Genomic DNA, 23,020 nt, shown 5'->3' on the forward strand with positions numbered 1-23,020 from the left:
TCAGACGGTGTGCTCGGCGAGGGCGCTGCCGCGGCGGGCGTAGCGCGCCCAGGTGAGCAGGCCCATGAGCACGTAGGCGGCGACGAAGACCCACAGCGCGGGCACGAGCGAGCCGAGCTCGGTGCGCGCCAGGCGCAGGCCCTGCGGGATGAGGAAGCCGCCGTACGCGCCGACCGCCCCGGCGATGCCGATGCAGGCGGCGGCGGCGCGACGGGCCCGGGGCAGGTCGGCGGCCGAGACCCCGGCGCGGAAGACGGCGGGGATCATCCGGTAGGTGGCGCCGTTGCCGATGCCCGAGCCGGCGAACATCACGACGAAGCTCGCGACGAAGAGGACGAAGGAGTGCTGGGCGAGCGCGAGGACCGCCCCGACCGCCCCGGCCGCCATGACGGCGAAGGCGGCGATCGTCACCCGGGCGCCGCCGAGCCGGTCGGCGACGGACCCGCCGAGCGGTCGGGTGAGCGCACCGACGACCGCGCCGACGAAGGCGACGTAGGGCGACTGCTCGGGGAACTGGCTGACGAGCAGCGTGGGGAAGGCGGCGGAGTAGCCGACGAAGGAGCCGAAGGTGCCGATGTAGAGCACGGAGATGACCCACGTGTCGCGCCGGCGGCACGCGTCGCGGTAGGAGCCGAGGTCGGAGCGGGCCTCGCGCAGGTTGTCCATGCCGCGCCAGGCGAGGACGGCGGCGAGGAGCACGAGCGGCACCATGACGAGCCCCGCGTACTCGAGGTGGATGCCCGCGCCGACGGCGACGACGGCGGGGATGACCATCTGGACGATGCCGGTGCCGAGGTTGCCGCCTGCGGCGTTGATGCCGAGCGCCCGGCCCTTCGCGGCCTCGGGGAAGAAGAAGGAGATGTTCGTCATCGACGAGGCGAAGTTGCCGCCGCCGAGCCCGGCGAGCGCGGCGCACGCGAGGAGCACCCCGAAGCCCTGCTGGGTGCTCACCGACCAGGCGAGCGCGAGGGTCGGCAGGAGGAGCAGGAGCGCCGAGACGACGGTCCAGTTGCGCCCGCCGACCTTCGTCACCGCGAAGGAGTAGGGCACGCGCAGGGTCGCGCCGACGAGCGCGGGGAGCGAGACGAGCCAGAACTGCTCGCCGAGCGTCACCGGGATGCCGGCCGCCGGCAGCTGGGGCACGACGACGCTCCACAGCGCCCAGACGCAGAAGCCGAGGAACTCGGCGTAGACCGAGAGCCCGAGGTTGCGCCGGGCCAGCCGGCGGCCGCCGTGCTCCCAGGCGACCGGGTCCTCCGGGTCCCAGTGCTCGACCCACCGGCCCGGTCCGACGACGGGGCCGGTCGGGGCGGGCGAGGTCTGCGGCGGCGCGAGCGCCTCGTCGGGAGCGGCGCTCCCAGGCAGTGCGGTGGTGGACATGCTGGCCTCGACTTCTCGTGCGAAGGGGGGCCCACCTGACCTCGTCGTCGTGCGGGCTGTCCTCGCCGAGACTGCCGAGCCGGTGTTACCGGCCGACGCGTGCCGCGGTGAAAGGGGCGTAACGCTGCGTGCACACCGGCGGGCGCGCCGGTGTGAGAAGTCGCGCCGCGGGGGCGCGCGGGGGCGCGGTCAGGCGCGGGCGACGCCCGCGGCGGCCATCTCGGCGAGCGCCCGCTGCGTGCTCTCCGGGGCGACGCCGGCGCACAGGTCCTCGAGCAGGCGGACCTGCAGACCGGCGCCGACGGCGTCGAGGACCGTGGCGCGCACGCAGTAGTCGGTCGCGATGCCGCACACGTCGACCGCGTCGACGTCGCGCTCGCGCAGCCACGCCGCCAGGCCGGTGCCGTCCTCGCTCGTGCCCTCGAAGCCGCTGTACGCGGCCTCGTGGCGGCCCTTGCGGAAGACGGCGTCGACGTGGGGGAGCGCGGGCGCGAGGGCGGGGTGGAAGTCGGCGCCGGCCGTGCCGACCTCGCAGTGCACGGGCCAGCTGTCGACGTAGTCCGGCTCGGTGCCCGGCGTGGCCCAGTGCGAGCCCGGTTCGACGTGCCAGTCGGCCGTCGCGACGACGGCGGCGTACTCGCCCTTCGTGCTCAGGACCCGCTCGGCGGCCCGGCGGGCCACCTCGGCGCCCCCGGTCACGGCGAGGGATCCCCCTTCGCAGAAGTCGTTCTGGATGTCGACGAGCACGAGCGCACGGGCCATGCGACCGACGCTACCGCCCGGCTCAGGGGGTCTCGGTGACGAAGACCGTCTCGACCGCGGGGCGGCCGGCGCTCAGCTGGTGGGCGGATCGGGGCAGCTCGGCCATCGAGGCCTCGTGGCGCTCGCGGGCCGCGACGACGGTGCACCTCTCGCGGCCGATGACGACGCCGTCGCGCACGAGGGGGACGAGCAGCTCGCGGTCGCCGACCCCTTCGCCGTCGTCCTCGGGGAGCTCGTCGACGCCGATGAGCTCGGCGGAGGCGATGCCATGGGCGTCGAGGCGGCGCAGGGCGTACTTGCGCCCGCCGACGGACTGCTTGTCCTTGCTCTTCTTGACGACGCCGATCATCTCGCCGCTCTCGTCCTCGCGGGCGACGAGCTTGTAGACCATCGACGCCGTCGGGTGGCCCGAGCCGGTGACGACCCGGGTGCCGACGCCGTAGCCGTCGACCGGCGCCGCGGCCAGGGCGGCGATCGCGTACTCGTCGAGGTCGGAGGTCACGGTGATGCGGGTGCTCGTCGCGCCCAAGGAGTCGAGCTGGTCGCGGACCTCCTGGGCCTGCACGACGAGGTCACCGGAGTCCAGGCGCACGCCCCCGAGCCCGGTGCCGGCGACCTCGACGGCCGTGCGCACCCCCTCGGTGATGTCGTAGGTGTCGACGAGCAGGGTGGTGCTGGCACCGAGGGCGTCGACCTGGGCCTGGAAGGCGGCGCGCTCGTCGTCGTGCAAGAGGGTGAAGGCGTGCGCGGAGGTGCCCACCGTCGGCACGCCGTGGCGCCGGCCGGCCTCGAGGTTGGAGGTCGAGGCGAAGCCGGCGATGTAGGCGGCCCGCGCGGCGGCGACGGCGGCCTCCTCGTGCGTGCGCCGCGAGCCCATCTCGATGCACGGGCGGGTGCCGGCGGCGCCGGTCATCCGCGAGGCCGCGGAGGCGATCGCGCTGTCGTGGTTGAGGATCGAGAGGATGACCGTCTCGAGGATGACCCCGTGGGCGAAGTCGGCCTCGACGACGAGGATCGGCGAGTACGGGAAGTACGCGTCGCCCTCGGCGTAGCCCCACACGTCGCCGTCGAAGCGGTAGCCGGCGAGGAAGTCGAGCGTCGCCTCGTCGACGACGCCGCGCGAGCGCAGGTCGGCGATCTCGGCCTCGTCGAAGCGGAAGGACTCGATGGCGTCGAGGAGACGGCCGGTGCCCGCGACGACGCCGTAGCGCCGACCGTCGGGCAGGCGGCGGGCGAAGACCTCGAAGACGCAGCGACGGCTCGCCGCGCCGCTGCGCAGCGCCGCCTGGAGCATCGTCAGCTCGTAGTGGTCGGTGAGCAGGCCGGTGCTGGGGTCGGTCGTCGTCACGGCGTCACTCTATGGTTGTGCGGGTGAGTGCAGCGCCGGTGGACCAGCAGGTGCACGAGCCCGATCTCGTCGTCGACCCCGACGTCCCGTGGATCACGCTCGTGTGGAACGACCCGGTGAACCTCATGTCGTACGTGACCTGGGTCTTCCAGACGCACTTCGGCTACACCGAGCAGCACGCGACGAAGCTCATGATGGACGTGCACACGAAGGGCCGCGCCGTCGTCTCGACCGGGCCGAAGGAGCAGATGGAGCTCGACACCGAGGCGATGCAGGGCTACGGCCTGTGGGCCACCTACCAGAAGGACGACTGATGGCCCGCGCCTTCCAGCGCCGTGGCGAGGACGTCGTCGCCTGGCTCGACGCCGACGAGCGCGAGGTCCTCGCCCAGCTCGCCGAGCAGGTCCTCGACGTCGTCTCGCCGCAGGACGACGGCCCGGTGACGGCGGGCGAAGGGGAGGTCGACCCCTTCGACGCGATCGTCGCGGGCCTGGGGACCTTGAGCACCGACACGGGCACCCCCGACCCCGAGCGCTCGGCCGGCCTGGACGAGGAGCGCGACCCCGCGCTCGACCGGCTCTTCCCCGCGGGTCACCGCGGTGACCCCGAGGAGGCCCGCGAGTTCCGCCGGCTCACCGAGGGCGGGCTGCGCCAGCGCAAGGCGGGCAACCTGCGCACCCTCGCGCAGGCGGTCCTGCGGCCCTCGGCCGACCCGGGCGACCCCGAGGCGGTCGTGCTCGACCGGGGCGAGGCCGTCGCCGTGCTCGTCGCGCTCACCGACATCCGGCTCGTCATGGGCGAGCGGCTCGGCCTGCGCACCGACGACGACGCCGACCGGCTCGAGCGGGTCGTCGCCGACCTCGACGACGAGGACCCGGCGGCCTTCGCGCTCATGCTCTACGACTTCCTCACCTGGCTGCAGGAGTCGCTCGGCCGCACGCTGCCGGCCGGGCCGCCGCGCGGGGGCGCCGGGCGCGCCGGGGGTGCTGCGTAGGGTGAGCGCCGTGGACGCGCCGATCGGGATCTTCGACTCCGGGTACGGCGGCCTCACCGTGCTGCGGGCGGTCCTCGACCAGCTGCCGCAGGAGGCGACGACCTACTTCGGCGACACCGCCCGGGCGCCGTACGGCCCGCGGCCGATCGCGCAGACCCGCCAGTACGCGCTCGAGTGCCTCGACCGGCTCGTCGAGCACGGGGTCAAGGTGCTCGTCATCGCGTGCAACACCGCCTCCGCCGCCGTCCTGCATGACGCCCGTGAGCGCTACGACGTGCCGGTCGTCGAGGTGATCCGCCCGGCGGTGCGCCGCGCGGTGCTCGCCACGCGGACCGACCGGGTCGGGGTGATCTCGACCGTCGGCACGCACCAGTCCGGGGCGTACGTCGACGCCTTCACGGCGGCGCCGCACCTGCGGGTGCTCTCGCAGCCGTGCCCCCGCTTCGTCGAGTTCGTCGAGTCGGGGACGACTGGTGGGCAGGAGCTCATCGCCGTCGCCCGCGAGTACCTCGAGCCGCTGCGGGCCGCGGAGGTCGACACGCTCGTGCTCGGCTGCACGCACTACCCCTTGCTCACCGGTGTCATCTCCTACGTCATGGGCGACGGGGTGACGCTCGTCTCGTCGGCCGAGGAGACGGCCAAGGACGTCTACCGTGTGCTTGCCGACAGGGACCTGCTGCGACCCGACGACGCCCCGCCGCCGGGGCACGGCTTCACCACGACCGGTGACGCCGAGGAGTTCCGGCGACTGGCCCGTCGCTTCCTCGGGCCCGAGGTCGGCAGCGTCTTCGGCAACATGAGAGGTGTCGCGTGAGGCTCACGGTCCTCGGGTGCTCCGGGTCCTTCGCGGGCCCGGCCTCGCCCGCGTCGTGCTACCTGCTGAGCGCCGACGACGGGCAGCGGACGTGGCGGGTCGCGCTCGACCTCGGCAACGGCGCGCTCGGTGCGCTGCAGCGCCACGTCGACCCCGCCTCGCTCGACGCGCTGCTGCTCACCCACTTGCACCCCGACCACTGCATGGACGTCACCGGTCTCTACGTCACCCGGCGCTACCGCCCGCAGGGGCCGCTGCCGACGCGCCTGCCCGTCTACGGCCCCGCCGGCACGGCCGACCGCCTCGCCGCGGCGTACGAGGGCATCGACGACGTCGGGATGACGCGCGAGCTCGACTTCCGCCGGCTCTCCGACACGATCCCCGTGCACATCGGCCCCTTCGTCATCACCCCGTACCGCGTCAACCACCCCGTCGAGGCGTACGGCTTCCGCGTCGAGAGCGGTGGTCGGGTGCTCGCGTACACGGGCGACACCGACGCGTGCCCGGCGCTGACGCGGCTCATGCGCGACGCCGACCTCGTGCTCGCCGACTCCGCCTTCGTCGACGGGCGCGACCAGATCCCCGACATCCACCTCTCGGGGTCGCGGGCCGCGCAGGCCGCGGTCGACGCCGGGGGAGTGGGGCGCCTCGTGCTCACCCACATCCCCGCGTGGAACGACCCCGAGGTCTGCCGCGCCCAGGCCGCCGCGGTGTGGTGCGGCGAGGGCCGCGAGGTCGAGCTCGCCGAGCCCGACGCGACCTACGAGGTCTGAGGCCCCCTTCGGGCGGGTCCACGGGACGAGCCGCACCGGCCCGCTTCGAGTCGCACGAGCGCGAGCCCCAGGCACGTCGAGTTACCAGCCTCTTGGCACGTCCCACCAGCCCCACGTTTATCGGGTCACCCGAGAATCGTGTGACGCATGTGACGCCGCGTCGGTGCGGGCTGCGCTCAGCAAGACTTACCCCTGCTCAGCATGAGTCTCTTACCCATGCTCACCCGGGGTTTATCGGGTGACCCGAGAAACTTGTGGTTCGTGGGGCGTCGCTCAGGGGGCGAAGGGGGCGGTGGGGCTACCCACGGCGGGTCACGTCCAGCCTCACGGGCCCCTTAGCCTGGACGGCATGACCGACGCCACCTCCGCAGCACCTGCGCGCCACGACGGCCGCGCCCCCGGCGACCTCCGCGAGGTCCGCATGACCCGCAACTGGCTCGACCACGCCGAGGGCTCGGTGCTCGTCGAGTTCGGGCGCACCCGCGTGCTCGTCGCCGCGAGCTTCACCGAAGGGGTGCCGCGCTGGCTCAAGGGCCGCGGCACCGGCTGGGTCACCGCCGAGTACGAGATGCTGCCCCGCTCGACGAACACGCGCAGCGACCGCGAGTCGCGCCGCGGCAAGGTCGGCGGCCGCACCCACGAGATCAGCCGGCTCATCGGGCGCAGCCTGCGCGCCGTCATCGACACCTCGGCGCTCGGCGAGAACACCGTCGTCGTCGACTGCGACGTGCTCCAGGCCGACGGCGGTACCCGCACCGCGGCGATCACCGGCGCGTATGTCGCCCTCGCCGACGCGGTGGCCGACGCCCGCGCCCGCGGTCTCATCCCCGCCTCCGCCCAGCCGCTCACCGGCTCGCTCGCCGCTGTCTCGGTGGGCGTCGTCGACGGCCGCGCCGTGTGCGACCTCGACTACCCCGAGGACTCGACCGCGCAGACCGACATGAACGTCGTCATGACCGGCACCGGCGACTTCGTCGAGGTGCAGGGCACGGCCGAGGGCGCCCCCTTCGACCGTGCGCTCCTCGACCAGCTGCTCGACCTCGGCGCGGCCGGCTGCGCCCAGCTCACCGTCCTGCAGCAGCAGGCCCTCGAGGCCCCGGCGCGCGAGCGCGTGCGATGAGGGTCGTCCTCGCCACGCACAACGAGCACAAGGTCGAGGAGCTGCAGCAGATCCTCTCCGGCCCGCTCGGCGACCTCGGTCTCGAGGTCGTCTCGATGGCCGCCTACCCCGAGGTCGGCGAGGTGCCCGAGACCGAGGTGACCTTCGTCGGCAACGCCACGCTCAAGGCGCGCGCGGTGGCTGCCGCGACCGGTCTGCCGGCTCTCGCCGACGACTCCGGCCTCAGCGTCGACGTGCTCGGCGGCTCTCCGGGGGTCTTCTCCGCGCGCTGGTCCGGTCTGCACGGCGGCGAGGACCTGCCCCGCGCCGAGCGCGACCGCCGCAACCTCCAGCTGCTCCTCGACCAGCTCGCCGACGTGCCCGACGAGCACCGCCGGGCGGCCTTCCGCTGCGCCGCCGTCCTCGCGCTGCCCGGTGCGGAGGACGTCGTGTCGACCGAAGGTCGGGTCGAGGGGGTCGTCGTGCGAGAGCCCGTGGGAGAGAACGGCTTCGGGTACGACCCGGTCTTCGTGCCCGACGGCGGGACCCGCACGCTCGCCGAGCACTCCGACGAGGAGAAGAACGCGATCAGCCACCGCGGCGCGGCCTTCCGCGCGATGGTGCCGCTGCTGCGCGAGCACCTCGCCTGATCTCACCGGTGCCGAAGGCGGGACTTGAACCCGCACACCCGAGGGCACGAGAACCTAAATCTCGCGTGTCTGCCAGTTCCACCACTTCGGCGCGACGCCCGTCGTGGGCGCGGTGGGAGTCTATGGGGGTGACGACCCACGACTACACCGCGACCCTCGTCTGGGAGGGATCCACGGCGCTCGGCTACGAGCACTACGACCGCGGCCACGCCGCCGGGGTCGGCGGTGAGCAGCTCGAGCTGAGCGCCGACCCCTCCTTCGGCGGTGACCCGGCGCGGCTCAACCCCGAGCAGCTGTTGCTCGCGGCGGCGAGCAGCTGCCAGCTGCTGTCCTTCCTCGCCGTCGCCGCGCGGGCGCGGCTCGACGTCGTCGGCTACCGCGACGCGGCGCAGGCCGTCATGGACGAGGCCGACCCACCCCTTCGCGTCGGGCGGATCACCCTTCGCCCCGAGGTGACGGTGCGCGGCGACGTGCCCGACTCCCGCATCCACCACCTGCTCGAGGTGGCCCACCGCGAGTGCTTCGTCGCCCGCTCGCTGACGAGCGAGGTCGTCATCGAGGCGACCGTCGTCCGCGCCACCTAGACCGCCCGCTACGACGCAGTACTGGTCGTGATCACGACCAGTACTGCGTGGTAGCCGGGGGTCGTGGCGGGGCGGTCGGGCAGGGGCGAAGGGGGGGCGAAGGGGGAGTCAGCCAGCCCGACGGGTGCGGGCGGGGACCGACGAGGGGTCGAAGCCGTAGGGCAGCTCGAGACGGTGACGCGTCATCAGCGCGTCGTCGCCGAGCACCTGCGCCGTCGCGCCGTCCGCGACGACCTGGCCCGCGGCGAGGACGACGGATCGCTCGCACAGCTGCAGGGCGTACGGGAGGTCGTGGGTGACCATGAGCACGGTGACGTCGAGCGCGTCGACGATCTCGGCGAGCTCGCGCCGCGACGCCGGGTCGAGGTTGCTGCTCGGCTCGTCGAGCACGAGGATCTCCGGCTCCATCGCGAGCACCGTCGCCACCGCGACGCGCCGGCGCTGCCCGAAGGAGAGGTGGTGGGGCGCGCGGTCGGCGTGGTCGCCCATGTCGACCGCCTCGAGCGCCGCGTGCACCCGGGCGTCGAGCGCGTCGCCGCGCAGCCCGAGGTTGCGCGGGCCGAAGGCGACGTCCTGGCGCACCGTCGGCATGAAGAGCTGGTCGTCGGGGTCCTGGAAGACGACGCCGACGCGGCGACGGACCTCGAGCATGTGCTCGCCGTCGACGGGCAGCCCGGAGACGCGCACGCTGCCCGCCTCGGGCACGAGGATGCCGTTGAGGTGGAGCACGAGGGTCGTCTTGCCGGCGCCGTTCGGGCCGAGGAGGGCCACCCGCTCGCCGGCGTGGACGTGCAGGTCGACGCCGCGCAACGCGTGGTGGCCGTCGGGATAGGCGTGGTGCACCCCGCTGAGGTCGAGCACCGGCGCGCTCATCGCACGCCCCCGCCGGTGAGCGCCCACGCGGTCGTCGCGACGACGACGGCCGCGGCGGGCACGACGAGCGCTGCGGACCAGGTCGTCGCCCGCACGGCGACGCCGTCGTCGAGGTCGACCCGGCCCTGGAAGCCCCGCGAGAGCATCGCGAGGTGCACCCGCTCCCCGCGCTCGTAGCTGCGCACGAAGAGCGCGCCCGCCGTTGAGCCGAGGACGGGCCAGGACCGCAGCCCGCCGGTGCGGAAGCCGCGGCTCTCGCGGGCGACACGCATCCGGCGCATCTCGCCGCTCACGACGTCGAGGTAGCGGATCATGAAGGACAGGACGAGCACGAGCTGGCGCGGGACGCGCAACCGGGCCAGCCCGCTCACGAGGTCGCCGGCCTCGGTCGTCGCGGCGAGCAGGACCGCGGCGAGGGCGCCGAGCGACCCCTTCGCGAAGAGCCCCCACCCGGCCCACAGGCCGGCCTGCGAGAGCTCGAGGGGGCCGACCGGCACCGTCGGGCCCGTGGCGATGAAGGGCATCGTCACGGCGAGCAGCACGAAGGGGATCTCGACGACGAGCCGTCGGGCGAGGTAGCGCGGAGGGACCGTCGAGACGACGGCGACGCCGACGAGCAGCGCGAGGTGGACCGCGAAGGCCCAGACCGCCTCGCGCGGCGTGCCGACGACGGCGAGCACGAAGCCGAGGGTGGCGACGACCTTGACGTGCGCGGGGGCGCGGTGCAGGAGGGAGTGGCCGTGGAAGTGCAGGGTGTGGCCGTGGGGGCCGCCCACCTACTCCTCCCGCCGGCGGCGCAGCAGGAGCAGCAGCCCGCCCATGAGGACCGCGGTGAGCCCGACGCCGACGACGCCGGCGAGCGCGCCGCCGAGTCGTCCCTCGACGCCGCGGGTCTCGTACTCGGCCATGGGTGAGTCGGCGGTCGGGCTCTCCTGCGCGGTGTCGCCGAAGCCGACCTGGCTCGCGACGTGCTCGAGGCCGTCGGGGTGCGAGGAGGCCCAGCCGGAGACGACCCCGGCGAGCAGGAGCGAGACGAGGAGGCCGACGACGACGAGGGTGCGGGTCGAGACGCGGCGGCCGGTGCCCTGGGTCTGCACGGCGGGACGGGTCATCGGGTGGCCTCCGGGGTCGTCGGGGCGAGGCGCTGCTCGCGCTGCCGGGCGAGCGCGGGCACGGCGCCGCGCACGAGGTCGGGCCGCGTGGCGAGCACGGCGGAGACGACGAGCGCGGTGATGACCGCCTCGCCGATGCCGATGACGGCGTGCCAGGTCACCATGAGCCCGACCATCGTGGAGAGGTCGACCGGCGCCTGACCGCCGACGGCGAAGAGCAGGGTGAAGACGAGGGCGGTCGCCGGCACGGAGACGGCCGCGGCGACGGCGGCCGCGGGGGTGACCATGGCCAGGCGGCGGGGGAGGACCGAGCGCACGGCGACGAAGACCGTCCAGCCGATCCACACGCCGGCGACGGCCATGAGCAGGACGTTGGTGCCGAGCGCGGTGATGCCGCCGTCGGCGAAGACGAGCGCCTGCACGACGAGGACGACCGTCACGGCGAGCGTCGCCACCCAGGGCCCCACGAGCACGGCGGCGAGGGCGCCGCCGAGGAGGTGCCCGCTCACCCCGACGCCGACGGGGAAGTTGAGCATCTGCGCGGCGAAGACGAAAACCGCGACGAGCCCGGCGAGCGGGGCGGCGCGGTCGTCGAGCTCGCGCCGGGACCGGGCGAGCGAAAGGGCGATCGCGCCGGCCGCGACCGCTGCGGTCCCGACCGAGGTCGGGATGTCGAGGAAGCCGTCGGGGACGTGCACAGGGTCGCTCCGTCGCGTTGGGTACGTTGGCAGGTGGACCTCGAGATCTTATTGCAGTTCTGTTGCACCTAGCGAAGGGAGACGGCCGATGGCCGCACGACTCAGCCCCGGGGACACCGCCCCCGACTTCACCCTCACCGACGACCGCGGCGAGCAGGTCACGCTGTCCGACCTGCGCGGTCGCAAGGTCATCGTCTACTTCTACCCGGCCGCGATGACGCCGGGCTGCACGACGCAGGCCTGCGACTTCACCGATCGCATCGACGTCCTTCAGGACCAGGGCTACACGGTCCTCGGCATCTCGCCGGACAGCCCGGACAAGCTCGCGACCTTCCGTGAGAAGGAGCACCTGCGGATCACGCTGCTCTCCGACCCCGACCGCGAGGTGATGACCCGGTACGGCGCCTACGGCGAGAAGAAGCTGTACGGCAAGACCGTCACCGGGGTCATCCGCTCGACCGTCGTCGTCGACGAGCAGGGCGAGGTGACGCACGCGATGTACAACGTCAAGGCGACCGGTCACGTCGCGAAGATCCAGCGTGACCTCGGGCTCCAGACCGCCTGACGCAGCCCCCATACTTGACCGCAAGTCACCGCGAGAAGGACGGACGAGCCTGACATGAGCAACACCACCCCGAGCCAGACGGCCCTGGAGAACGACATCTCGGCGCTGCGCGACCGCCTCGCCCGCTCGATCGACGAGCTGGCCGACCGCGCCGCCCCGAAGAACGTCGTGGCCCGCCAGAAGGAGTCGGCGAAGGCGTCGTTCTACAACGCCACCCGAACCCCCGACGGGCAGCTGCGCACCGACCGCGTCGCGATCGCCGCCGCCCTCGTCGTCGGCGTCGTCGCGCTGAAGATCATCTCGAGCCGCCGCAACCGCTGGTAGGCGAGCTCACCCCTTCGCCCACCAGCGCGAAGGGGGAGCGCGAGGGGCCCCGGTCAGCCGACCGGGGCCCTTCGTCGTGCTCGGGTCAGCGCTCGCCCGCGAAGGGGCCTCCCTCGCCGAAGACCCGCTCGGCGAAGCGGGTGGCGATGAGCTCGTGGGTCTGCGTGTCGGGGTGGAGGGCGTCGGGCAGCGGGTGCTCGGTCTCGTCCTGCTCGCCGTAGAGCGAGAGCCCGTCGAGGAGGTGCAGGTGGGGGTCGTCCCGGCGCGCGACGACCTCGGCGAGGGCCTCGCGCACGCGGCGCAGGGTGAGCCGGCCGAGCTCGTCGCCGCCGACCGGACCGGTGGCGACGAAGCGCACCTCACCACGCTGCAGCCGCTCGACGTCGAAGGCACCCGGGCCGGACGCGTCCTCGTGGATCCCGCAGTGGATCGGGGTGACGAGCACGAGCGGCGTCGTGGGGTGGCCGTCGCGGATCGTGTCGAGGAAGCCGTGCACGGCGGGCACGAAGGAGCGCAGCCGCATGACGTCGCCGTTCACGACGTTGATGCCGACCGCGACGCTGAGGAGATCGGCCGGGGTGTCCCGCATGACGCGGGCCATGAAGGGGTCGACGAGGGCGCTGCCGCCCAGGCCGAGGTTGCGCAGCTCGACCCCGGCGCCGCGGGCCACGAGCGAGGGCCAGGACCGCGCGGGGGAGGTCGCGTTCGACCCCTGGCTGATCGAGCTGCCGTGGTGCAGCCAGCGCGGCCCGACGGGCTCGACCGGGGCGACCGGGGCGTCGGCGCGCAGCTCGACGAGGTCGACGACCTCGTTGTGGGGGAGCCAGAGCTCGACGCGCTTCTCCCCGGCCGGCAGCCCCTCGAAGCGCGACACGTGCGCCTCGCCCGCGCTCGTCTGCGTGCTGCGCGTCGCGAGGTCGACGAGCACGGTGTCGCCGCCCGTGAGCTCGTCAGAGGCGACGAGAGCGCCGTCGACGACGAGATCGACCTGACCGCGCGGGCGCGACAGTCCGCGGTAGGCGGTCCGCGTCGGGTGGGTGACGAGCTCGACGACGCCGGCCGTCGTCGTCATCGCCACCCGGACCCCGCTCGGCTGCGCCTGCATCGAGAGAAGCTGCGGGTCGGGGAAGCGCGTCGTGACGTCCTCGGGCAGGCGGTGCGGGCGCAGCCCGCGAGAGGTCGTCTCGAGGTGGTCGTGACCGCGGACCAGGCCGGGGGCGAAGGGGACGGCGGTGACGGTGCTCATCGGGTCGGCTCCTCGGGGCGGGACGTCTCGGGCGGGACGACGAAGGGCCCCGGTCGTCGACCGGGGCCCTTGCTGTGGTGCGCCATCAGGGACTCGAACCCCGAACCCGCTGATTAAGAGTCAGCTGCTCTGCCAATTGAGCTAATGGCGCGCGAGAAGAGACAGTAGCACCGGTGCAGCGGAGGGTGAAATCGGCTGCGGGCCCTGCCTCCTCGCGGTCAGCGCAGGTCGTCGTCGCGGAAGTCGAACTCGTCGTCCTGGCGCTCGCTGCGACCTCGCAGGTAGGCCACGAGGGCACCGAGGAGGGCCAGTCCGCCGAGGGCGACGAGCAGCCAGACCCACCACGGGCTGCCGTCCTGGGCGCCGTCCGCGGTGCTCTCGACGGGCTCGTCGGTCGACGGGCTCGAGCTCGTCGTGCTCGGCTCGGTCGTCGTCTCGCTCGGGGTGGTCGTCGAGCTGCTGCTCGGGGTGTCGGACGTGCTCGACGTCGAGCTGGTGGAGGACGAGCTCGAGGTCGTCGTCGAGGTCGAGGAGGGCTCGCTCGTCGAGCTGCTCGACGGCTCGCTCGTCGAGGAGGTGGAGGGCTCGCTGGTGCTCGACGTCGTCGACGGCTCGGAGGTCGAGCTGCCGGAGGGCTCCGGGTCTTCGCCGCCCGAGGACGTGTAGGTGAAGGTGTAGGACCCCGACACCGGGTGGCCGTCGGCGCTCGTCACGCGGTAGGAGACGGTGTACGTGCCCTCGTCCATGCGCGGGTCGAGGGACTGGTAGACGGTCGGGCCCTCGACCGTGGGCTTGCCCGTGCTCGCGGTCGTGCTGCCGGACTTCACCGTCACCGAGGTGAACTGGGGGTCGATCGACTCGTTGAAGGTCAGCGCGACCTCCGGGGGCACCGCCGTGAGGGTCGAGCCCGAGGTCGGGCTCGAGCGGACCAGCGCCGCGTGGGCCGACGCGGGCAGCGCGCCGGCGAGGGCGAGCACCGCGGCGACGCAGGCGACGAGGGAGGCGCGCAGGGCGCTGGTGGGCGAGATGACGGCGCGAGCTGAGGTCACGTGTCCATCCTGCCCGAGGCCCCTGACAGGCGCCTGCGAGGGGGTGGTCGGAGCACCCCTGACGAGCAGGTAGGATCGTCGCCGTCGTGCTGGGCGCTCCGCCCAGCAGGTCGTGGTGGGTGTAGCTCAGCTGGTAGAGCACCGCGTTGTGGTCGCGGGGGTCGCGGGTTCAAGCCCCGTCACTCACCCCAATGACGAAGGGGACCCGGTCGAGCCGACCGGGTCCCCTTCGTGCGTCTCGTGCAGATCCCGCCCGACGCCGGCGGGCCCGACCGATCAGGCCTGCGGCGAGCCGACCTGGTGGCGGGCGGCGATGCCGCGCAGGGTCTCGCTGTCGAGGCCGGGCGGGGGCACGAAGACGGCCTCGCGGTAGTAGCGCAGCTCGGCGATCGACTCGGTGATGTCGGCCAGGGCGCGGTGGCCGCCCTGCTTCTCGGGGGAGGCGAAGTAGGCGCGGGGGTACCAGCGGCGGGCGAGCTCCTTGATCGAGGAGACGTCGATGATCCGGTAGTGCAGGTGCCCGTCGAGCTCGGGCATGTCGCGGGCGAGGAAGCCGCGGTCGGTCGCGACGGTGTTGCCGCCGAGCGGGGCCTTGCGGGCCTCGGGCGCGTGCTCGCGGACGTAGGCGAGGACCTGCTCCTGGGCGTCCTGCAGGGTCGTACCCTCCGCGAGCTGGTCGAGCAGGCCCGAGCTCGTGTGCATCTCGCGCACGAAGTCACCCATCTGGGCCAGGGCCGCCTCCGGCGGGCGGACCACGACGTCGACACCCTCGCCGAGCACCGTGAGCTCGTAGTCGGTGACGAGCGCCGCCACCTCGACGAGCGCGTCGTGCTCGAGGGACAGCCCGGTCATCTCGCAGTCGATCCAGACGATGCGGTCGTTCGTCGACCGGGCGGACGGGGCGGGCGTATCGGAGGTCACGCGACGACTCTAGCCACTGGGGTCGGCGCGGCCCGGGGCGCCGTCGGCGGGCTCGACTACCCTTCGCGCATGAGTTGGCCGCAGCAGCCCCCGTCGGGCGGGCACCCCCAGCCCCCCACCGGGCAGCCCCCGGCCCCCGGCGCCCCCGCCCGCAGCGGACCGCCCGCGCCCTCCGGCCCGCCCGCTCCGAGCGGCCCGCCCGCCCGCAGCGGTCCCCCCGCGCCGGTGTCGTCGCGCCCGGGCCCGCCCGCGCCCCAGCACGGTCAGCACGACTGGGTCGAGCCGTACTCCGAGCCCCAGGAGCACTGGAGCAAGCCGCTCAAGGAGGCGTGGGGCTACGAGCAGCGCGGCCACCAGCAGCCCGTGCAGCAGCACTACGACCCGCAGTACGTCACCGCGCAGGCCCAGCACAACCCCACGGTGCGCCCGGGCGTGCGGCGCTGGGTCATCGGCGGGCTGATCGCCACCGCCTTCTCGGTCATCGCGCTGATGTTCGCCGCGTACTTCTCGCTGAGCTTCGGGGTCATCGCGACCCTGCTCGGCCTGCTCTTCGCGATCATCCCGCTCGGCATCGTCATCCCGATCTTCTTGTGGCTCGACCGCTTCGAGGCCGAGCCGTGGCGCTACCTGCTCGTCGCCTTCCTCTGGGGAGCGCTCGCCGCCACGCTGCCCTCCATCGTCCTCAACACGGCGGCCACCGTCGTCGTCGCGTCCTCGCTCGACGCGACCTCGGCCAACACGGTCGGCGCCGTCGTCGTCGCACCCCTCGTCGAGGAGACCTTCAAGGGGCTCTTCCTCGTCGTCATGCTGCTCTTCCGGCGCAACCAGCTCAACGGCCTGGCCGACGGCGTGACCTACGCCGGGCTGTGCGCGGCCGGCTTCGCCTTCACCGAGAACATCCTCTACCTCGCCCGTGGTTACTCCGAGATGGGCGGCGAGGCCTTCGCGACGATCTTCGTGCTGCGCGGGGTCATGTCCCCCTTCTGCCACCCGATGTTCACGGCGATGACCGGCATCGGCGTCGGCCTGGCCGCGTCGACCCGCAGCACGGCCGTCAAGGTCGTCGCCCCCTTCGTCGGCTGGTGCGCCGCGGTGCTCCTCCACGCGGGGTGGAACCTCTCGGCGAGCAACGGGCTCATCGGCTTCGTCCTCGGCTACGGCGTCGGCTTCCTGCTGCTCATCGCCTTCATCATCTTCATCGTGTGGGCGCGCGGTCGTGAGGGCCGGATCATCGGCCACTTCCTCCAGCCCTACGTGCAGACCGGCTGGCTCGCCCCCGGCGAGGTGACGATGCTGTCCTCGATGCGTCAGCGGCGCGAGGCGCGCACGTGGGCCAAGCTCAACGGCGGTCCGCAGAGCCTGAGCTCGATGCGCGCCTTCCAGGACACCGCCTCCGAGCTGGCGCTGCTGCGCGCCCGGATGCACAACCACCGGGTCGACGACGCGTCGATCTCGAAAGAGCGCGTGCTCCTGGACTCGATGACCGCCCGCCGTCGTGAGTTCGCCGGGATGTCGATCCGCTGATCGCAGAGGGCCCGATCCCGCTGATCTCGGTCAGGGGAGGGTGACCACCTCGACGGGCTCGTCGGTGAGCGCGGCGACGCTCGCCCGGTGGTCCGGGCAGCGCAGGACGACGTCGGCGAGCGTCACGGCCGTCGGTCGCTCCTCGCGGGCCCGCCAGTCGACGAGCGCGGGGGCCTCGTCCGGCCCGGTGACGACGACCTCAGTGGGGTCGACGACGAGACCGTGGCCGGTGGCCTTGAGGATCGCCTCCTTGCGCGCCCAGACCTGGGCGCGGGCGGCGAGCAGCGCCTCGCCCTCGTGCCCGGCGAAGCCGTCGGCCTCCTCCGGTGCGAGCGTCACCTGGGCGAAGCCGCCGAAGTCGGCCTCCGTCACGTGCTCGACGTCGACGCCGAGCTCTGGCCCCTGGGCCACCGCGACGACGGCCAGGGCGTCCGTGTAGGACAAGGAGTACGACCACTGCGGGTGGCCGACGATCGTCGGCTTGCCGTGCTGGGTCGAGCCGCACGTCGGGCAGTGCCGGTCGAAGGCCAGGCTCGAAGGGTCCACGCCGAGCAGGTCGCCGAGGACGCGCCGCACGTGCGCGTGGGCGGTGACGAAGGGGGAGGGCGCGCGCTTGCGGTCGGCCCGCGCGCGCTCGGCGTCGTCGAGGAGGTCCCGCAGGGCGGGGTCGTCGACGACCTCCGTCTCGGCGAGGCTCACACGCAGGACCATGGCTCGCATCATGGCAGGTCGTCCGCGCTCGTACACTGACCCTCGCGCGGGCACGCCCGCGAGCCCCCGTAGCTCAGCTGGACAGAGCAAGGGCCTTCTAATCCCGAGGTCGCAGGTTCGAGTCCTGCCGGGGGCGCTGGGCGCAAGCCCGCTCCGCGGGCTGCACCCAGCGCGCGGGGCAGAAGCAAACAGGTGCTCGAACGAAGTGAGAGCGCCGCGGGGGCGCTGGGCGCAAGCCCGCTCCGCGGGCTGCGCCCAGCGCGCGGGGCAGAAGCAAACAGGTGCTCGAACGGAGTGAGAGCGCCGCGGGGGCGCTGGGCGCAAGCCCCGAGTCCGTGGGGGCGCGCCAGCCAGCGAGGGTCGGCGGCCGGGCATCTCTGCCCGGGCCGCCGACTCGGTCAGAGCAGCTCGACGCGGTCGGCCTGAGGCCCGCGGTCGCTCTGGCGCACCTGGTAGCGCACCCGGTCACCGGGGCGCAGCGGGTCGGCGCCACGGATCACCGAGACGTGCACGAAGAGGTCCGCGCCTCCCGCGTCGGGGGTGATGAAGCCGAAGCCGCGCTCGTCGTCGTAGCGGGCGACGACCCCTTCGCCACCTCGTGCCGGGGGACCGTCCGAGCCGCGCCGGTCGTCCGAGCGCCCACGCGACGGCGGGGCGTTGCGCGGGGGTGCGTTGCGCGGGGGTGCGCTGCGCGGCGCCTCGCGCACGAGGCGCACGTCGCGGGCCTGCGGGCCCCGGTCGCCCTCGACGACCTCGTAGGCCACGCGGTCGCCCTCGACGAGCCCGGGGAGCCCGTCGGCCAACGACCGGACGTGCGCGAAGACGTCGTCGCCGCCGGTGTCCGGCTCGATGAAGCCGAAGCCCTTGTCGTCGTCGTACCAGGACACGGTCCCGTCGGCGCCGTCGGACGGCGCGGCCTCGCGACCGGCCTGCGCCCCCAGGGGGATGAGGTTCTCGGCCTGCAGGCCCTTCTCGCCCTCGACGACGAAGAAGGCAGCCCGCATGCCCTCGGAGAGCACGCCGCCCCCGAGGACGGCCGAGCTGTGCACGAAGACCTCGGTGCTCTCCCCGTCGGGCGTGACGAAGCCGTACCCCTTCGCGGGCTCGTACCAGGCCACGGTGCCGAGGACGCCGAGCGCGTCTGCGTCCTGGTCTGCGGTCACCCGGACACGGCGCGCCTGCGGGCCGCGGTCGCCCTCGCCGATCTCGAGCTCGACGACCTGCCCCTCTCGGAGCACCCTCGTGCCGTCGCCACCGACGATCTCCGAGGCGTGGACGTAGAGGTCCTCGCCCCCGTCTGCGAGGGCGATGAAGCCGAACCCTCGCTCGGTGTCGAACCAGCGGACGGTTCCCTCGGTCATGGCTGACTCCTTCTTCGTGCTGCCACTGCTGTCACCCCAGTGTCCCCGACGCGGGCGCACCGGACCGACCGCGTCGCCCACCCGCTCGCGGGGGCGAGCCGGGAGACGCCGGGCGGCGTCCCCCTTCGCGCAGGTCAGCGACGGTGCCGTGCGGGGCGAAGGGGGGCCGCTGGGCTAGGTTTGGGCCATGGCCGCCACACCCCCTGCGCAGGGGCTCCCGAGCAGCGACCTCCTCTCTCAGGTCAGGGTCCTGCGCGACGAGGTGGAGCGCGCCGAGCTCCCCCTCGACATCCCCTCGACCGACTCCGCCCGCGAGGGCCGGGCCGCGCTGCTCGCCCAGCTCGACGACTACGTCATCCCGCGACTGGCCTCGATCGACGCGCCCCTGCTCGCGGTCGTCGGGGGCTCGACGGGCGCCGGCAAGTCGACCCTCGTCAACTCCGTCCTGCGCCGCGAGGTGAGCGCCGTCGGCGTCATCCGGCCGACGACGACGAGTCCGGTGCTCATCCACCACCCCGGTGACGAGCGGTGGTTCCGCGACGCCCGGGTCCTGCCGTCGCTCGCTCGGGTCACCGGCTCGCCCTCCGACCCGCAGCCGGGCACCGTGCGGCTCGTCCCCTCCGACACCCTGCCCGCGGGGCTCGCGCTCCTCGACGCCCCCGACATCGACTCCGTCGTCGCCGCCAACCGCAGCCTGGCCACCCAGCTGCTCCAGGCCGCCGACCTCTGGCTCTTCGTGACGACCGCCGCCCGCTATGCCGACGCCGTGCCGTGGGAGCTGCTGCGCCAGGCCTCCGAGCGGGGCACCGCCGTCGCGATCGTCCTCGACCGCGTCGACCCGGCTGCGATGGGAGAGGTGCGTGGCCATCTCGTCGAGATGCTGCGGGAGCAGGGTCTGCAGACCTCGCCGGTCTTCACCGTGCCCGAGGTCGACCTCGACCGTGCGGGCCTGATCCCCGAGCCGGACATCGCGCGGCTGCGCTCGTGGCTCGGCGCGCTCGCCGGCGACCAGCGCGCGCGCACCATCGTCATCCGGCAGACCCTCGACGGCGCGCTGCGCTCGCTCGACACCCGCACGGGGGAGCTCGTGGCCGCCCTGTCGACGCAGCAGAGCGCGGTCTTCGACCTCAAGGGAGCGGCCTTCGCCGCGTACGACAAGGCCGAGGAGCAGGTCAAGGACGGCATGAGCGACGGCCAGCTGCTGCGCGGCGAGGTCCTCGCGCGCTGGCAGGAGTTCGTCGGCACCGGCGAGCTCTTCAAGAAGGTCGAGGCCGGCGTCTCGCGCGTCCGCGACCGCATCGGCGCAGCCTTCCGCGGTGCGCCCGCCCCGTCCAAGCCGCTCGACGAGGCGCTCCACGACGGGGTCGCCACCCTCGTGCAGGCCGAGGCCGACGCCGCCGCCGCGACGGTCGCCCGGCGCTGGCGCAGCACCGAGGCCGGGCCCGCGCTCCTCGACGCCCGCCCCGACCTCGCCCGCTCCTCCGCCGACCTGCAGGAGCAGATCGAGCGGGCGGTGCGCGACTGGCAGGGCGACGTGCTCGACATCGTGCGCGCCGAGGGCAGCAACCGCCGCACCAACGCCCGGATCGCGGCCTACGGGGTCAACGGGATCGGGCTCTTCCTCATGCTCGTGAGCTTCGCCCACACCGGCGGTGTCCTCGTGGCCCCCGAGGTCGCCATCGCCGGTGGGACGACCGCCGTCGCGCAGAAGGTCCTCGAGGCGATCTTCGGCGACCAGGCGGTCCGCGAGATGTCGACGAAGGCCCGCGCCCTCCTCCTCGAGCGCGTCCAGGGCATCTACGCAGCCGAGCGCGAGCGCTACGAGCAGGCGCTCGGCGCGATGACGATCTCCGACGGCCAGGTCCGCCGGCTGGGCCAGGCCGCCGAGGCCGTGCGGGCGGCGCGATGAGCCCGCTGCTGCCGGGCCGGTCGAAGGCGAGGGCGCTGTCGGTCGAGGAGCTGCGCGACCGCTCGGCGAGCCTGCGCGAGGCGCTGGACGAAGGGGGAGACCTCCTCGACCCGACGGCGTCGGCGCGGGCGCGCGAGGTGAGCGACAAGGTCGACGAGCGCACCCGTCTCGTCGGCGGTCGCACTGTCGTCGCGCTCGCCGGGGCGACCGGCTCGGGCAAGTCCTCGCTCTTCAACGCGCTCGTCGGCGAGGAGGTCGCCCAGGCCGGCATGCGCCGCCCGACGACCTCGACGCCGACCGCGGCGGTCTGGGGCGAGGAGCCCGTCGGCGACCTGCTCGACTGGCTCGGCGTCGGCCGCCGGCACACGGTGCAGGGGCGTGACGACCTCGAGGGGCTCGTGCTGCTCGACCTGCCCGACTTCGACTCGCGGGAGTCGGCCAACCGCGAGGAGGCCCGCCGCGTCCTCGAGCTCGTCGACGTCTTCGTGTGGGTGACCGACCCGCAGAAGTACGCCGACGCGGTGCTCCACGACGAGTACGTCGCGGTGCTGCGCGAGTACGGCGCCGTGACGATCGTCGTGCTCAACCAGGCCGACCGCCTGCGCGGCGACGGGGTCGCCCGGGTGACCGCCGACCTGGCCCGGCTGCTCGAGCGCGACGGCATCCCGGGGTCGAAGGTCATCGCGACCTCGACCCGCACCGGTGAGGGCATCGACGCCCTCGGCGAGCGACTCCACGTCGCCGTCGCCGCGGCCGACGCGAGCCGCCACCGCCTCGGTCTCGACCTCGCCGACAGCGCCCGTCGTCTCGCCCGCTCGGTGGGCGAGCGCGAGGTGGAGGTCGACCGGCTCGGCTCCGGCGAGCTCGTCGACGCGCTGGCCCGCGCCGCCGGCGTGCCCACCGTCGTCGCCGCCGTCGAGCGCGACTACCTCATGCAGTCCGCCGCTCGCACGGGCTGGCCCCTCACCCGGTGGGTGCAGGGGCTGCGGGCCGCGCCGCTGAAGCGGCTGCGCCTCGACCGCGCCGAGGCCGGCATCACCGATGCCGACGTGCGCGCCGTGCTCGGCCGCTCCTCGATCCCGCCGCCCACCCGCTCGGCCCGCGCCGCCGTCGACCTCGCTGCGCGCCGGCTCGGCGAGCACGCCGGGCAGGGCCTGCCGACGCGCTGGGCCGACGCCGTCGCCGACGCCGCGGCACCCTACGACGAGCGTCTCGCCGACGAGCTCGACCAGTCGGTCCTGCGCACCTCGCTGCGCGGGCGCGACCCGCTGTGGTGGGGGCTGCTCGGGGCGCTGCAGCTGCTCCTCGCCGCGGCGGCGGTCGTCGGGCTGCTCTGGCTCGTCGTCATCGCGGTGGCCGGCTGGCTCCAGCTGCCGGACCTGCCCACCTACGACATCGGGCCCTTCGCCACCCCCTTCGTCCTGCTCGTCGGGGGGCTGATCGGCGGCCTGCTCGTCGCCGGTCTCGGGCGGGTCATGGCCCGGGCCGGGGCCCGACGGCGTGGTGCCGCCGCGGACAAGCGGCTGCGCGAGGCGATCCGCGAGGTCGCCGACCGCGTCGTCGTCGAGCCGGTGCGAGCCGTGCTCGCCCGCCACCGCCGCGCTCGCGAGGCGGTCGCCCGGGCCCACGCCCGGTAGTCGTCCACAGCCCCGCTCTCGCCCGGGCCGCCGTCCACAGCCGGACGGCGGCCCGTGGTGCGTCCGGGTGCACCGCCGGACAGTGGGCGTGCACGGACCACTTCGAGCAGTGAGGGCACGACATGTACGAGACCTATGTGACGATCACCGGCCGGCTCGTCGCCGACCCCGAGACCCGCACGACGCGAGCGGGCCAGGTCTTCACGACCTTCCGGCTCGCGACGAGTGAGCGGCGGCGCACCCGCGACGGAGTCTTCGAGGACGGGCCGACCTCCTTCTACAACGTGGCCGCCTACCGGGCGCTCGGCGTCAACACGCGCACGGCGCTGCACAAGGGCGAGCCGGTGGTCGTCGTCGGCCGCCAGCGCGTGCGTCAGTACCAGCGCTCCGACGAGAGCTACGGGACCTCCGTCGAGGTCGAGGCGATGCACGTCGGTCACGACCTGCTGTGGGGCCAGACGGTCTTCTCCCGCCCGGTGCGCGACGAGAGCGATGTCGTCGAGGCCGGCTTCGGCGGCGAGGGAGCCGTCCCCGGCGTCGGGCTCGTCGACCGGCTGAGCGGCGAGATCGGCGATGCGCGGCACGAGCACGAGGGCTCCGGGCCCGAGGGCGAGGACGAGCAGGAGGTGCTCGAGGAGCCGGTCGCGCGGAGCGCGTGAGCGGGGCGGTCGGCGGATTCGGGCGCG

At 73.9% G+C, this 23,020-nt stretch carries 25 protein-coding genes and 4 tRNA genes; 15 read left to right on the forward strand and 14 right to left on the reverse strand.

Features of this window, described 5'->3' with window-relative positions; all coding sequences use genetic code 11:
- The 3 genes from EEW87_RS01060 to EEW87_RS01070 all read right to left on the reverse strand — a co-directional run bounded on the left by EEW87_RS01060 (position 1) and on the right by EEW87_RS01070 (position 3,490).
- Entirely contained in the window at positions 1-1,380 is a 1,380-nt protein-coding gene (locus tag EEW87_RS01060) for an MFS transporter (RefSeq protein ID WP_123091010.1), read from the reverse strand.
- A gap of 189 nt (positions 1,381-1,569) precedes the next feature.
- Positions 1,570-2,142: a nicotinamidase gene (locus EEW87_RS01065; RefSeq protein ID WP_123091009.1), complete on the reverse strand. Its 573-nt coding sequence runs from the start codon at positions 2,140-2,142 to the stop codon at positions 1,570-1,572.
- A 22-nt stretch (positions 2,143-2,164) separates the two neighbouring features.
- On the reverse strand, positions 2,165-3,490 hold the full coding sequence (locus EEW87_RS01070; RefSeq protein ID WP_123091008.1) for a nicotinate phosphoribosyltransferase: 1,326 nt from the start codon (positions 3,488-3,490) through the stop codon (positions 2,165-2,167).
- A gap of 23 nt (positions 3,491-3,513) precedes the next feature.
- Between EEW87_RS01070 and clpS the strand changes: the two genes are divergently transcribed.
- The 6 genes from clpS (at position 3,514) to rdgB (ending at position 7,820) form a co-directional block, all read left to right on the forward strand.
- Entirely contained in the window at positions 3,514-3,804 is a 291-nt protein-coding gene (gene clpS, locus EEW87_RS01075) for an ATP-dependent Clp protease adapter ClpS (RefSeq protein ID WP_224767016.1), read from the forward strand.
- Entirely contained in the window at positions 3,804-4,484 is a 681-nt protein-coding gene (locus EEW87_RS01080) for a DUF2017 domain-containing protein (protein WP_123091006.1), read from the forward strand. Before clpS ends, EEW87_RS01080 begins: the two co-directional genes overlap by 1 nt.
- Before the next feature lie 10 nt (positions 4,485-4,494).
- Positions 4,495-5,298, forward strand: coding sequence for a glutamate racemase (murI, locus tag EEW87_RS01085; RefSeq protein WP_068273673.1), 804 nt, complete (start codon positions 4,495-4,497; stop codon positions 5,296-5,298).
- Positions 5,295-6,071 carry an MBL fold metallo-hydrolase gene (locus EEW87_RS01090; RefSeq protein ID WP_123091005.1) on the forward strand — a complete coding sequence of 259 codons (777 nt, stop codon included), beginning with the start codon at positions 5,295-5,297 and terminating at the stop codon, positions 6,069-6,071. Before murI ends, EEW87_RS01090 begins: the two co-directional genes overlap by 4 nt.
- A 349-nt stretch (positions 6,072-6,420) precedes the next feature.
- Positions 6,421-7,191: a ribonuclease PH gene (gene rph / locus EEW87_RS01095; protein ID WP_123091004.1), complete on the forward strand. Its 771-nt coding sequence runs from the start codon at positions 6,421-6,423 to the stop codon at positions 7,189-7,191.
- Positions 7,188-7,820, forward strand: coding sequence for an RdgB/HAM1 family non-canonical purine NTP pyrophosphatase (rdgB, locus tag EEW87_RS01100; protein WP_068273679.1), 633 nt, complete (start codon positions 7,188-7,190; stop codon positions 7,818-7,820). Before rph ends, rdgB begins: the two co-directional genes overlap by 4 nt.
- Positions 7,821-7,829: 9 nt before the next feature.
- Here the strand turns inward: rdgB and EEW87_RS01105 are convergent.
- Positions 7,830-7,911, reverse strand: a tRNA-Leu gene (locus EEW87_RS01105).
- Positions 7,912-7,948: 37 nt separating this feature from the next.
- On the opposite strand from EEW87_RS01105, the gene EEW87_RS01110 reads away from it, so the two are divergent.
- A complete protein-coding gene (locus EEW87_RS01110) occupies positions 7,949-8,404 on the forward strand; it encodes an OsmC family protein (RefSeq protein ID WP_192826132.1) in 456 nt (151 codons plus the stop codon).
- 108 nt (positions 8,405-8,512) lie between these two features.
- Here the strand turns inward: EEW87_RS01110 and EEW87_RS01115 are convergent, their stop codons facing one another.
- Genes EEW87_RS01115 through EEW87_RS01130 form a run of 4 tightly spaced genes read right to left on the reverse strand, consistent with a single transcriptional unit; the run spans position 8,513 to position 11,087 of the window.
- A complete protein-coding gene (locus EEW87_RS01115) occupies positions 8,513-9,277 on the reverse strand; it encodes an energy-coupling factor ABC transporter ATP-binding protein (protein ID WP_068274313.1) in 765 nt (254 codons plus the stop codon).
- On the reverse strand, positions 9,274-10,053 hold the full coding sequence (gene cbiQ, locus EEW87_RS01120) for a cobalt ECF transporter T component CbiQ (protein WP_123091002.1): 780 nt from the start codon (positions 10,051-10,053) through the stop codon (positions 9,274-9,276). The genes EEW87_RS01115 and cbiQ overlap by 4 nt, the downstream gene beginning before the upstream one ends.
- Complete coding sequence (locus EEW87_RS01125; protein WP_123091001.1) at positions 10,054-10,389, reverse strand: PDGLE domain-containing protein; 336 nt, start codon at positions 10,387-10,389, stop codon at positions 10,054-10,056.
- Entirely contained in the window at positions 10,386-11,087 is a 702-nt protein-coding gene (locus EEW87_RS01130) for an energy-coupling factor ABC transporter permease (protein WP_123091000.1), read from the reverse strand. The genes EEW87_RS01125 and EEW87_RS01130 overlap by 4 nt, the downstream gene beginning before the upstream one ends.
- 88 nt (positions 11,088-11,175) lie before the next feature.
- Between EEW87_RS01130 and bcp the strand changes: the two genes are divergently transcribed.
- Both bcp and EEW87_RS01140 read left to right on the forward strand, forming a co-directional pair.
- Entirely contained in the window at positions 11,176-11,652 is a 477-nt protein-coding gene (gene bcp / locus EEW87_RS01135) for a thioredoxin-dependent thiol peroxidase (protein ID WP_123090999.1), read from the forward strand.
- Between the two features lie 54 nt (positions 11,653-11,706).
- A complete protein-coding gene (locus tag EEW87_RS01140) occupies positions 11,707-11,976 on the forward strand; it encodes a DUF3618 domain-containing protein (protein WP_068273690.1) in 270 nt (89 codons plus the stop codon).
- Between the two features lie 85 nt (positions 11,977-12,061).
- Here the strand turns inward: EEW87_RS01140 and EEW87_RS01145 are convergent, their stop codons facing one another.
- From EEW87_RS01145 to EEW87_RS01155, 3 genes are all read right to left on the reverse strand, one after another.
- On the reverse strand, positions 12,062-13,222 hold the full coding sequence (locus EEW87_RS01145; RefSeq protein WP_123090998.1) for a GDSL-type esterase/lipase family protein: 1,161 nt from the start codon (positions 13,220-13,222) through the stop codon (positions 12,062-12,064).
- 75 nt (positions 13,223-13,297) lie between these two features.
- Positions 13,298-13,373, reverse strand: a tRNA-Lys gene (locus tag EEW87_RS01150).
- Positions 13,374-13,440: 67 nt separating this feature from the next.
- Positions 13,441-14,271 (reverse strand): copper resistance CopC family protein, encoded by an 831-nt coding sequence (locus EEW87_RS01155; protein ID WP_163562357.1) that lies wholly within the window; start codon positions 14,269-14,271, stop codon positions 13,441-13,443.
- A 115-nt stretch (positions 14,272-14,386) separates the two neighbouring features.
- On the opposite strand from EEW87_RS01155, the gene EEW87_RS01160 reads away from it, so the two are divergent.
- Positions 14,387-14,462 (forward strand) — tRNA-His (locus EEW87_RS01160).
- 85 nt (positions 14,463-14,547) lie between these two features.
- On the opposite strand, the gene orn is transcribed toward EEW87_RS01160, so the two are convergent.
- The gene (orn, locus tag EEW87_RS01165; protein ID WP_083968574.1) at positions 14,548-15,192 is read right to left on the reverse strand and encodes an oligoribonuclease; all 645 of its coding nucleotides are present in this window, start codon (positions 15,190-15,192) and stop codon (positions 14,548-14,550) included.
- Between the two features lie 69 nt (positions 15,193-15,261).
- Between orn and EEW87_RS01170 the strand changes: the two genes are divergently transcribed.
- Positions 15,262-16,716, forward strand: a complete 1,455-nt coding sequence (locus EEW87_RS01170) for a PrsW family intramembrane metalloprotease (protein WP_225985960.1) — start codon at positions 15,262-15,264, stop codon at positions 16,714-16,716.
- Positions 16,717-16,746: 30 nt separating this feature from the next.
- On the opposite strand, the gene EEW87_RS01175 is transcribed toward EEW87_RS01170, so the two are convergent.
- Complete coding sequence (locus EEW87_RS01175) at positions 16,747-17,427, reverse strand: 4'-phosphopantetheinyl transferase family protein (protein WP_163562358.1); 681 nt, start codon at positions 17,425-17,427, stop codon at positions 16,747-16,749.
- Between the two features lie 62 nt (positions 17,428-17,489).
- On the opposite strand from EEW87_RS01175, the gene EEW87_RS01180 reads away from it, so the two are divergent.
- Positions 17,490-17,563: transfer RNA gene (locus EEW87_RS01180), tRNA-Arg, on the forward strand.
- A gap of 262 nt (positions 17,564-17,825) precedes the next feature.
- Here the strand turns inward: EEW87_RS01180 and EEW87_RS17110 are convergent.
- Positions 17,826-18,788, reverse strand: coding sequence for a cold-shock protein (locus EEW87_RS17110; protein WP_123090996.1), 963 nt, complete (start codon positions 18,786-18,788; stop codon positions 17,826-17,828).
- Between the two features lie 187 nt (positions 18,789-18,975).
- On the opposite strand from EEW87_RS17110, the gene EEW87_RS01190 reads away from it, so the two are divergent.
- The 3 genes from EEW87_RS01190 (at position 18,976) to EEW87_RS01200 (ending at position 22,993) form a co-directional block, all read left to right on the forward strand.
- Positions 18,976-20,697, forward strand: a complete 1,722-nt coding sequence (locus EEW87_RS01190; RefSeq protein ID WP_123090995.1) for a dynamin family protein — start codon at positions 18,976-18,978, stop codon at positions 20,695-20,697.
- On the forward strand, positions 20,694-22,334 hold the full coding sequence (locus EEW87_RS01195) for a GTPase (protein WP_123090994.1): 1,641 nt from the start codon (positions 20,694-20,696) through the stop codon (positions 22,332-22,334). The genes EEW87_RS01190 and EEW87_RS01195 overlap by 4 nt, the downstream gene beginning before the upstream one ends.
- A gap of 122 nt (positions 22,335-22,456) precedes the next feature.
- The gene (locus EEW87_RS01200; protein ID WP_123090993.1) at positions 22,457-22,993 is read left to right on the forward strand and encodes a single-stranded DNA-binding protein; all 537 of its coding nucleotides are present in this window, start codon (positions 22,457-22,459) and stop codon (positions 22,991-22,993) included.
- Positions 22,994-23,020 lie beyond the last annotated feature (27 nt).

It is taken from the genome of Janibacter melonis (genome assembly GCF_003721155.3).
Lineage (GTDB): Bacteria > Actinomycetota > Actinomycetes > Actinomycetales > Dermatophilaceae > Marihabitans > Marihabitans melonis.

Coding starts and splice junctions, on each gene's coding strand:
- EEW87_RS01060 (WP_123091010.1), bottom strand. CDS start 1,380: ATGTCCACCACCGCACTGCCTGGGAGCGCCGCTCCCGACGAGGCGCTC.
- EEW87_RS01065 (WP_123091009.1), bottom strand. CDS start 2,142: ATGGCCCGTGCGCTCGTGCTCGTCGACATCCAGAACGACTTCTGCGAA.
- EEW87_RS01080 (WP_123091006.1), top strand. CDS start 3,804: ATGGCCCGCGCCTTCCAGCGCCGTGGCGAGGACGTCGTCGCCTGGCTC.
- rph (WP_123091004.1), top strand. CDS start 6,421: ATGACCGACGCCACCTCCGCAGCACCTGCGCGCCACGACGGCCGCGCC.
- rdgB (WP_068273679.1), top strand. CDS start 7,188: ATGAGGGTCGTCCTCGCCACGCACAACGAGCACAAGGTCGAGGAGCTG.
- EEW87_RS01115 (WP_068274313.1), bottom strand. CDS start 9,277: ATGAGCGCGCCGGTGCTCGACCTCAGCGGGGTGCACCACGCCTATCCC.
- EEW87_RS01125 (WP_123091001.1), bottom strand. CDS start 10,389: ATGACCCGTCCCGCCGTGCAGACCCAGGGCACCGGCCGCCGCGTCTCG.
- bcp (WP_123090999.1), top strand. CDS start 11,176: ATGGCCGCACGACTCAGCCCCGGGGACACCGCCCCCGACTTCACCCTC.
- EEW87_RS01140 (WP_068273690.1), top strand. CDS start 11,707: ATGAGCAACACCACCCCGAGCCAGACGGCCCTGGAGAACGACATCTCG.
- EEW87_RS01145 (WP_123090998.1), bottom strand. CDS start 13,222: ATGAGCACCGTCACCGCCGTCCCCTTCGCCCCCGGCCTGGTCCGCGGT.
- EEW87_RS01170 (WP_225985960.1), top strand. CDS start 15,262: ATGAGTTGGCCGCAGCAGCCCCCGTCGGGCGGGCACCCCCAGCCCCCC.
- EEW87_RS01175 (WP_163562358.1), bottom strand. CDS start 17,427: ATGGTCCTGCGTGTGAGCCTCGCCGAGACGGAGGTCGTCGACGACCCC.
- EEW87_RS17110 (WP_123090996.1), bottom strand. CDS start 18,788: ATGACCGAGGGAACCGTCCGCTGGTTCGACACCGAGCGAGGGTTCGGC.
- EEW87_RS01190 (WP_123090995.1), top strand. CDS start 18,976: ATGGCCGCCACACCCCCTGCGCAGGGGCTCCCGAGCAGCGACCTCCTC.
- EEW87_RS01195 (WP_123090994.1), top strand. CDS start 20,694: ATGAGCCCGCTGCTGCCGGGCCGGTCGAAGGCGAGGGCGCTGTCGGTC.
- EEW87_RS01200 (WP_123090993.1), top strand. CDS start 22,457: ATGTACGAGACCTATGTGACGATCACCGGCCGGCTCGTCGCCGACCCC.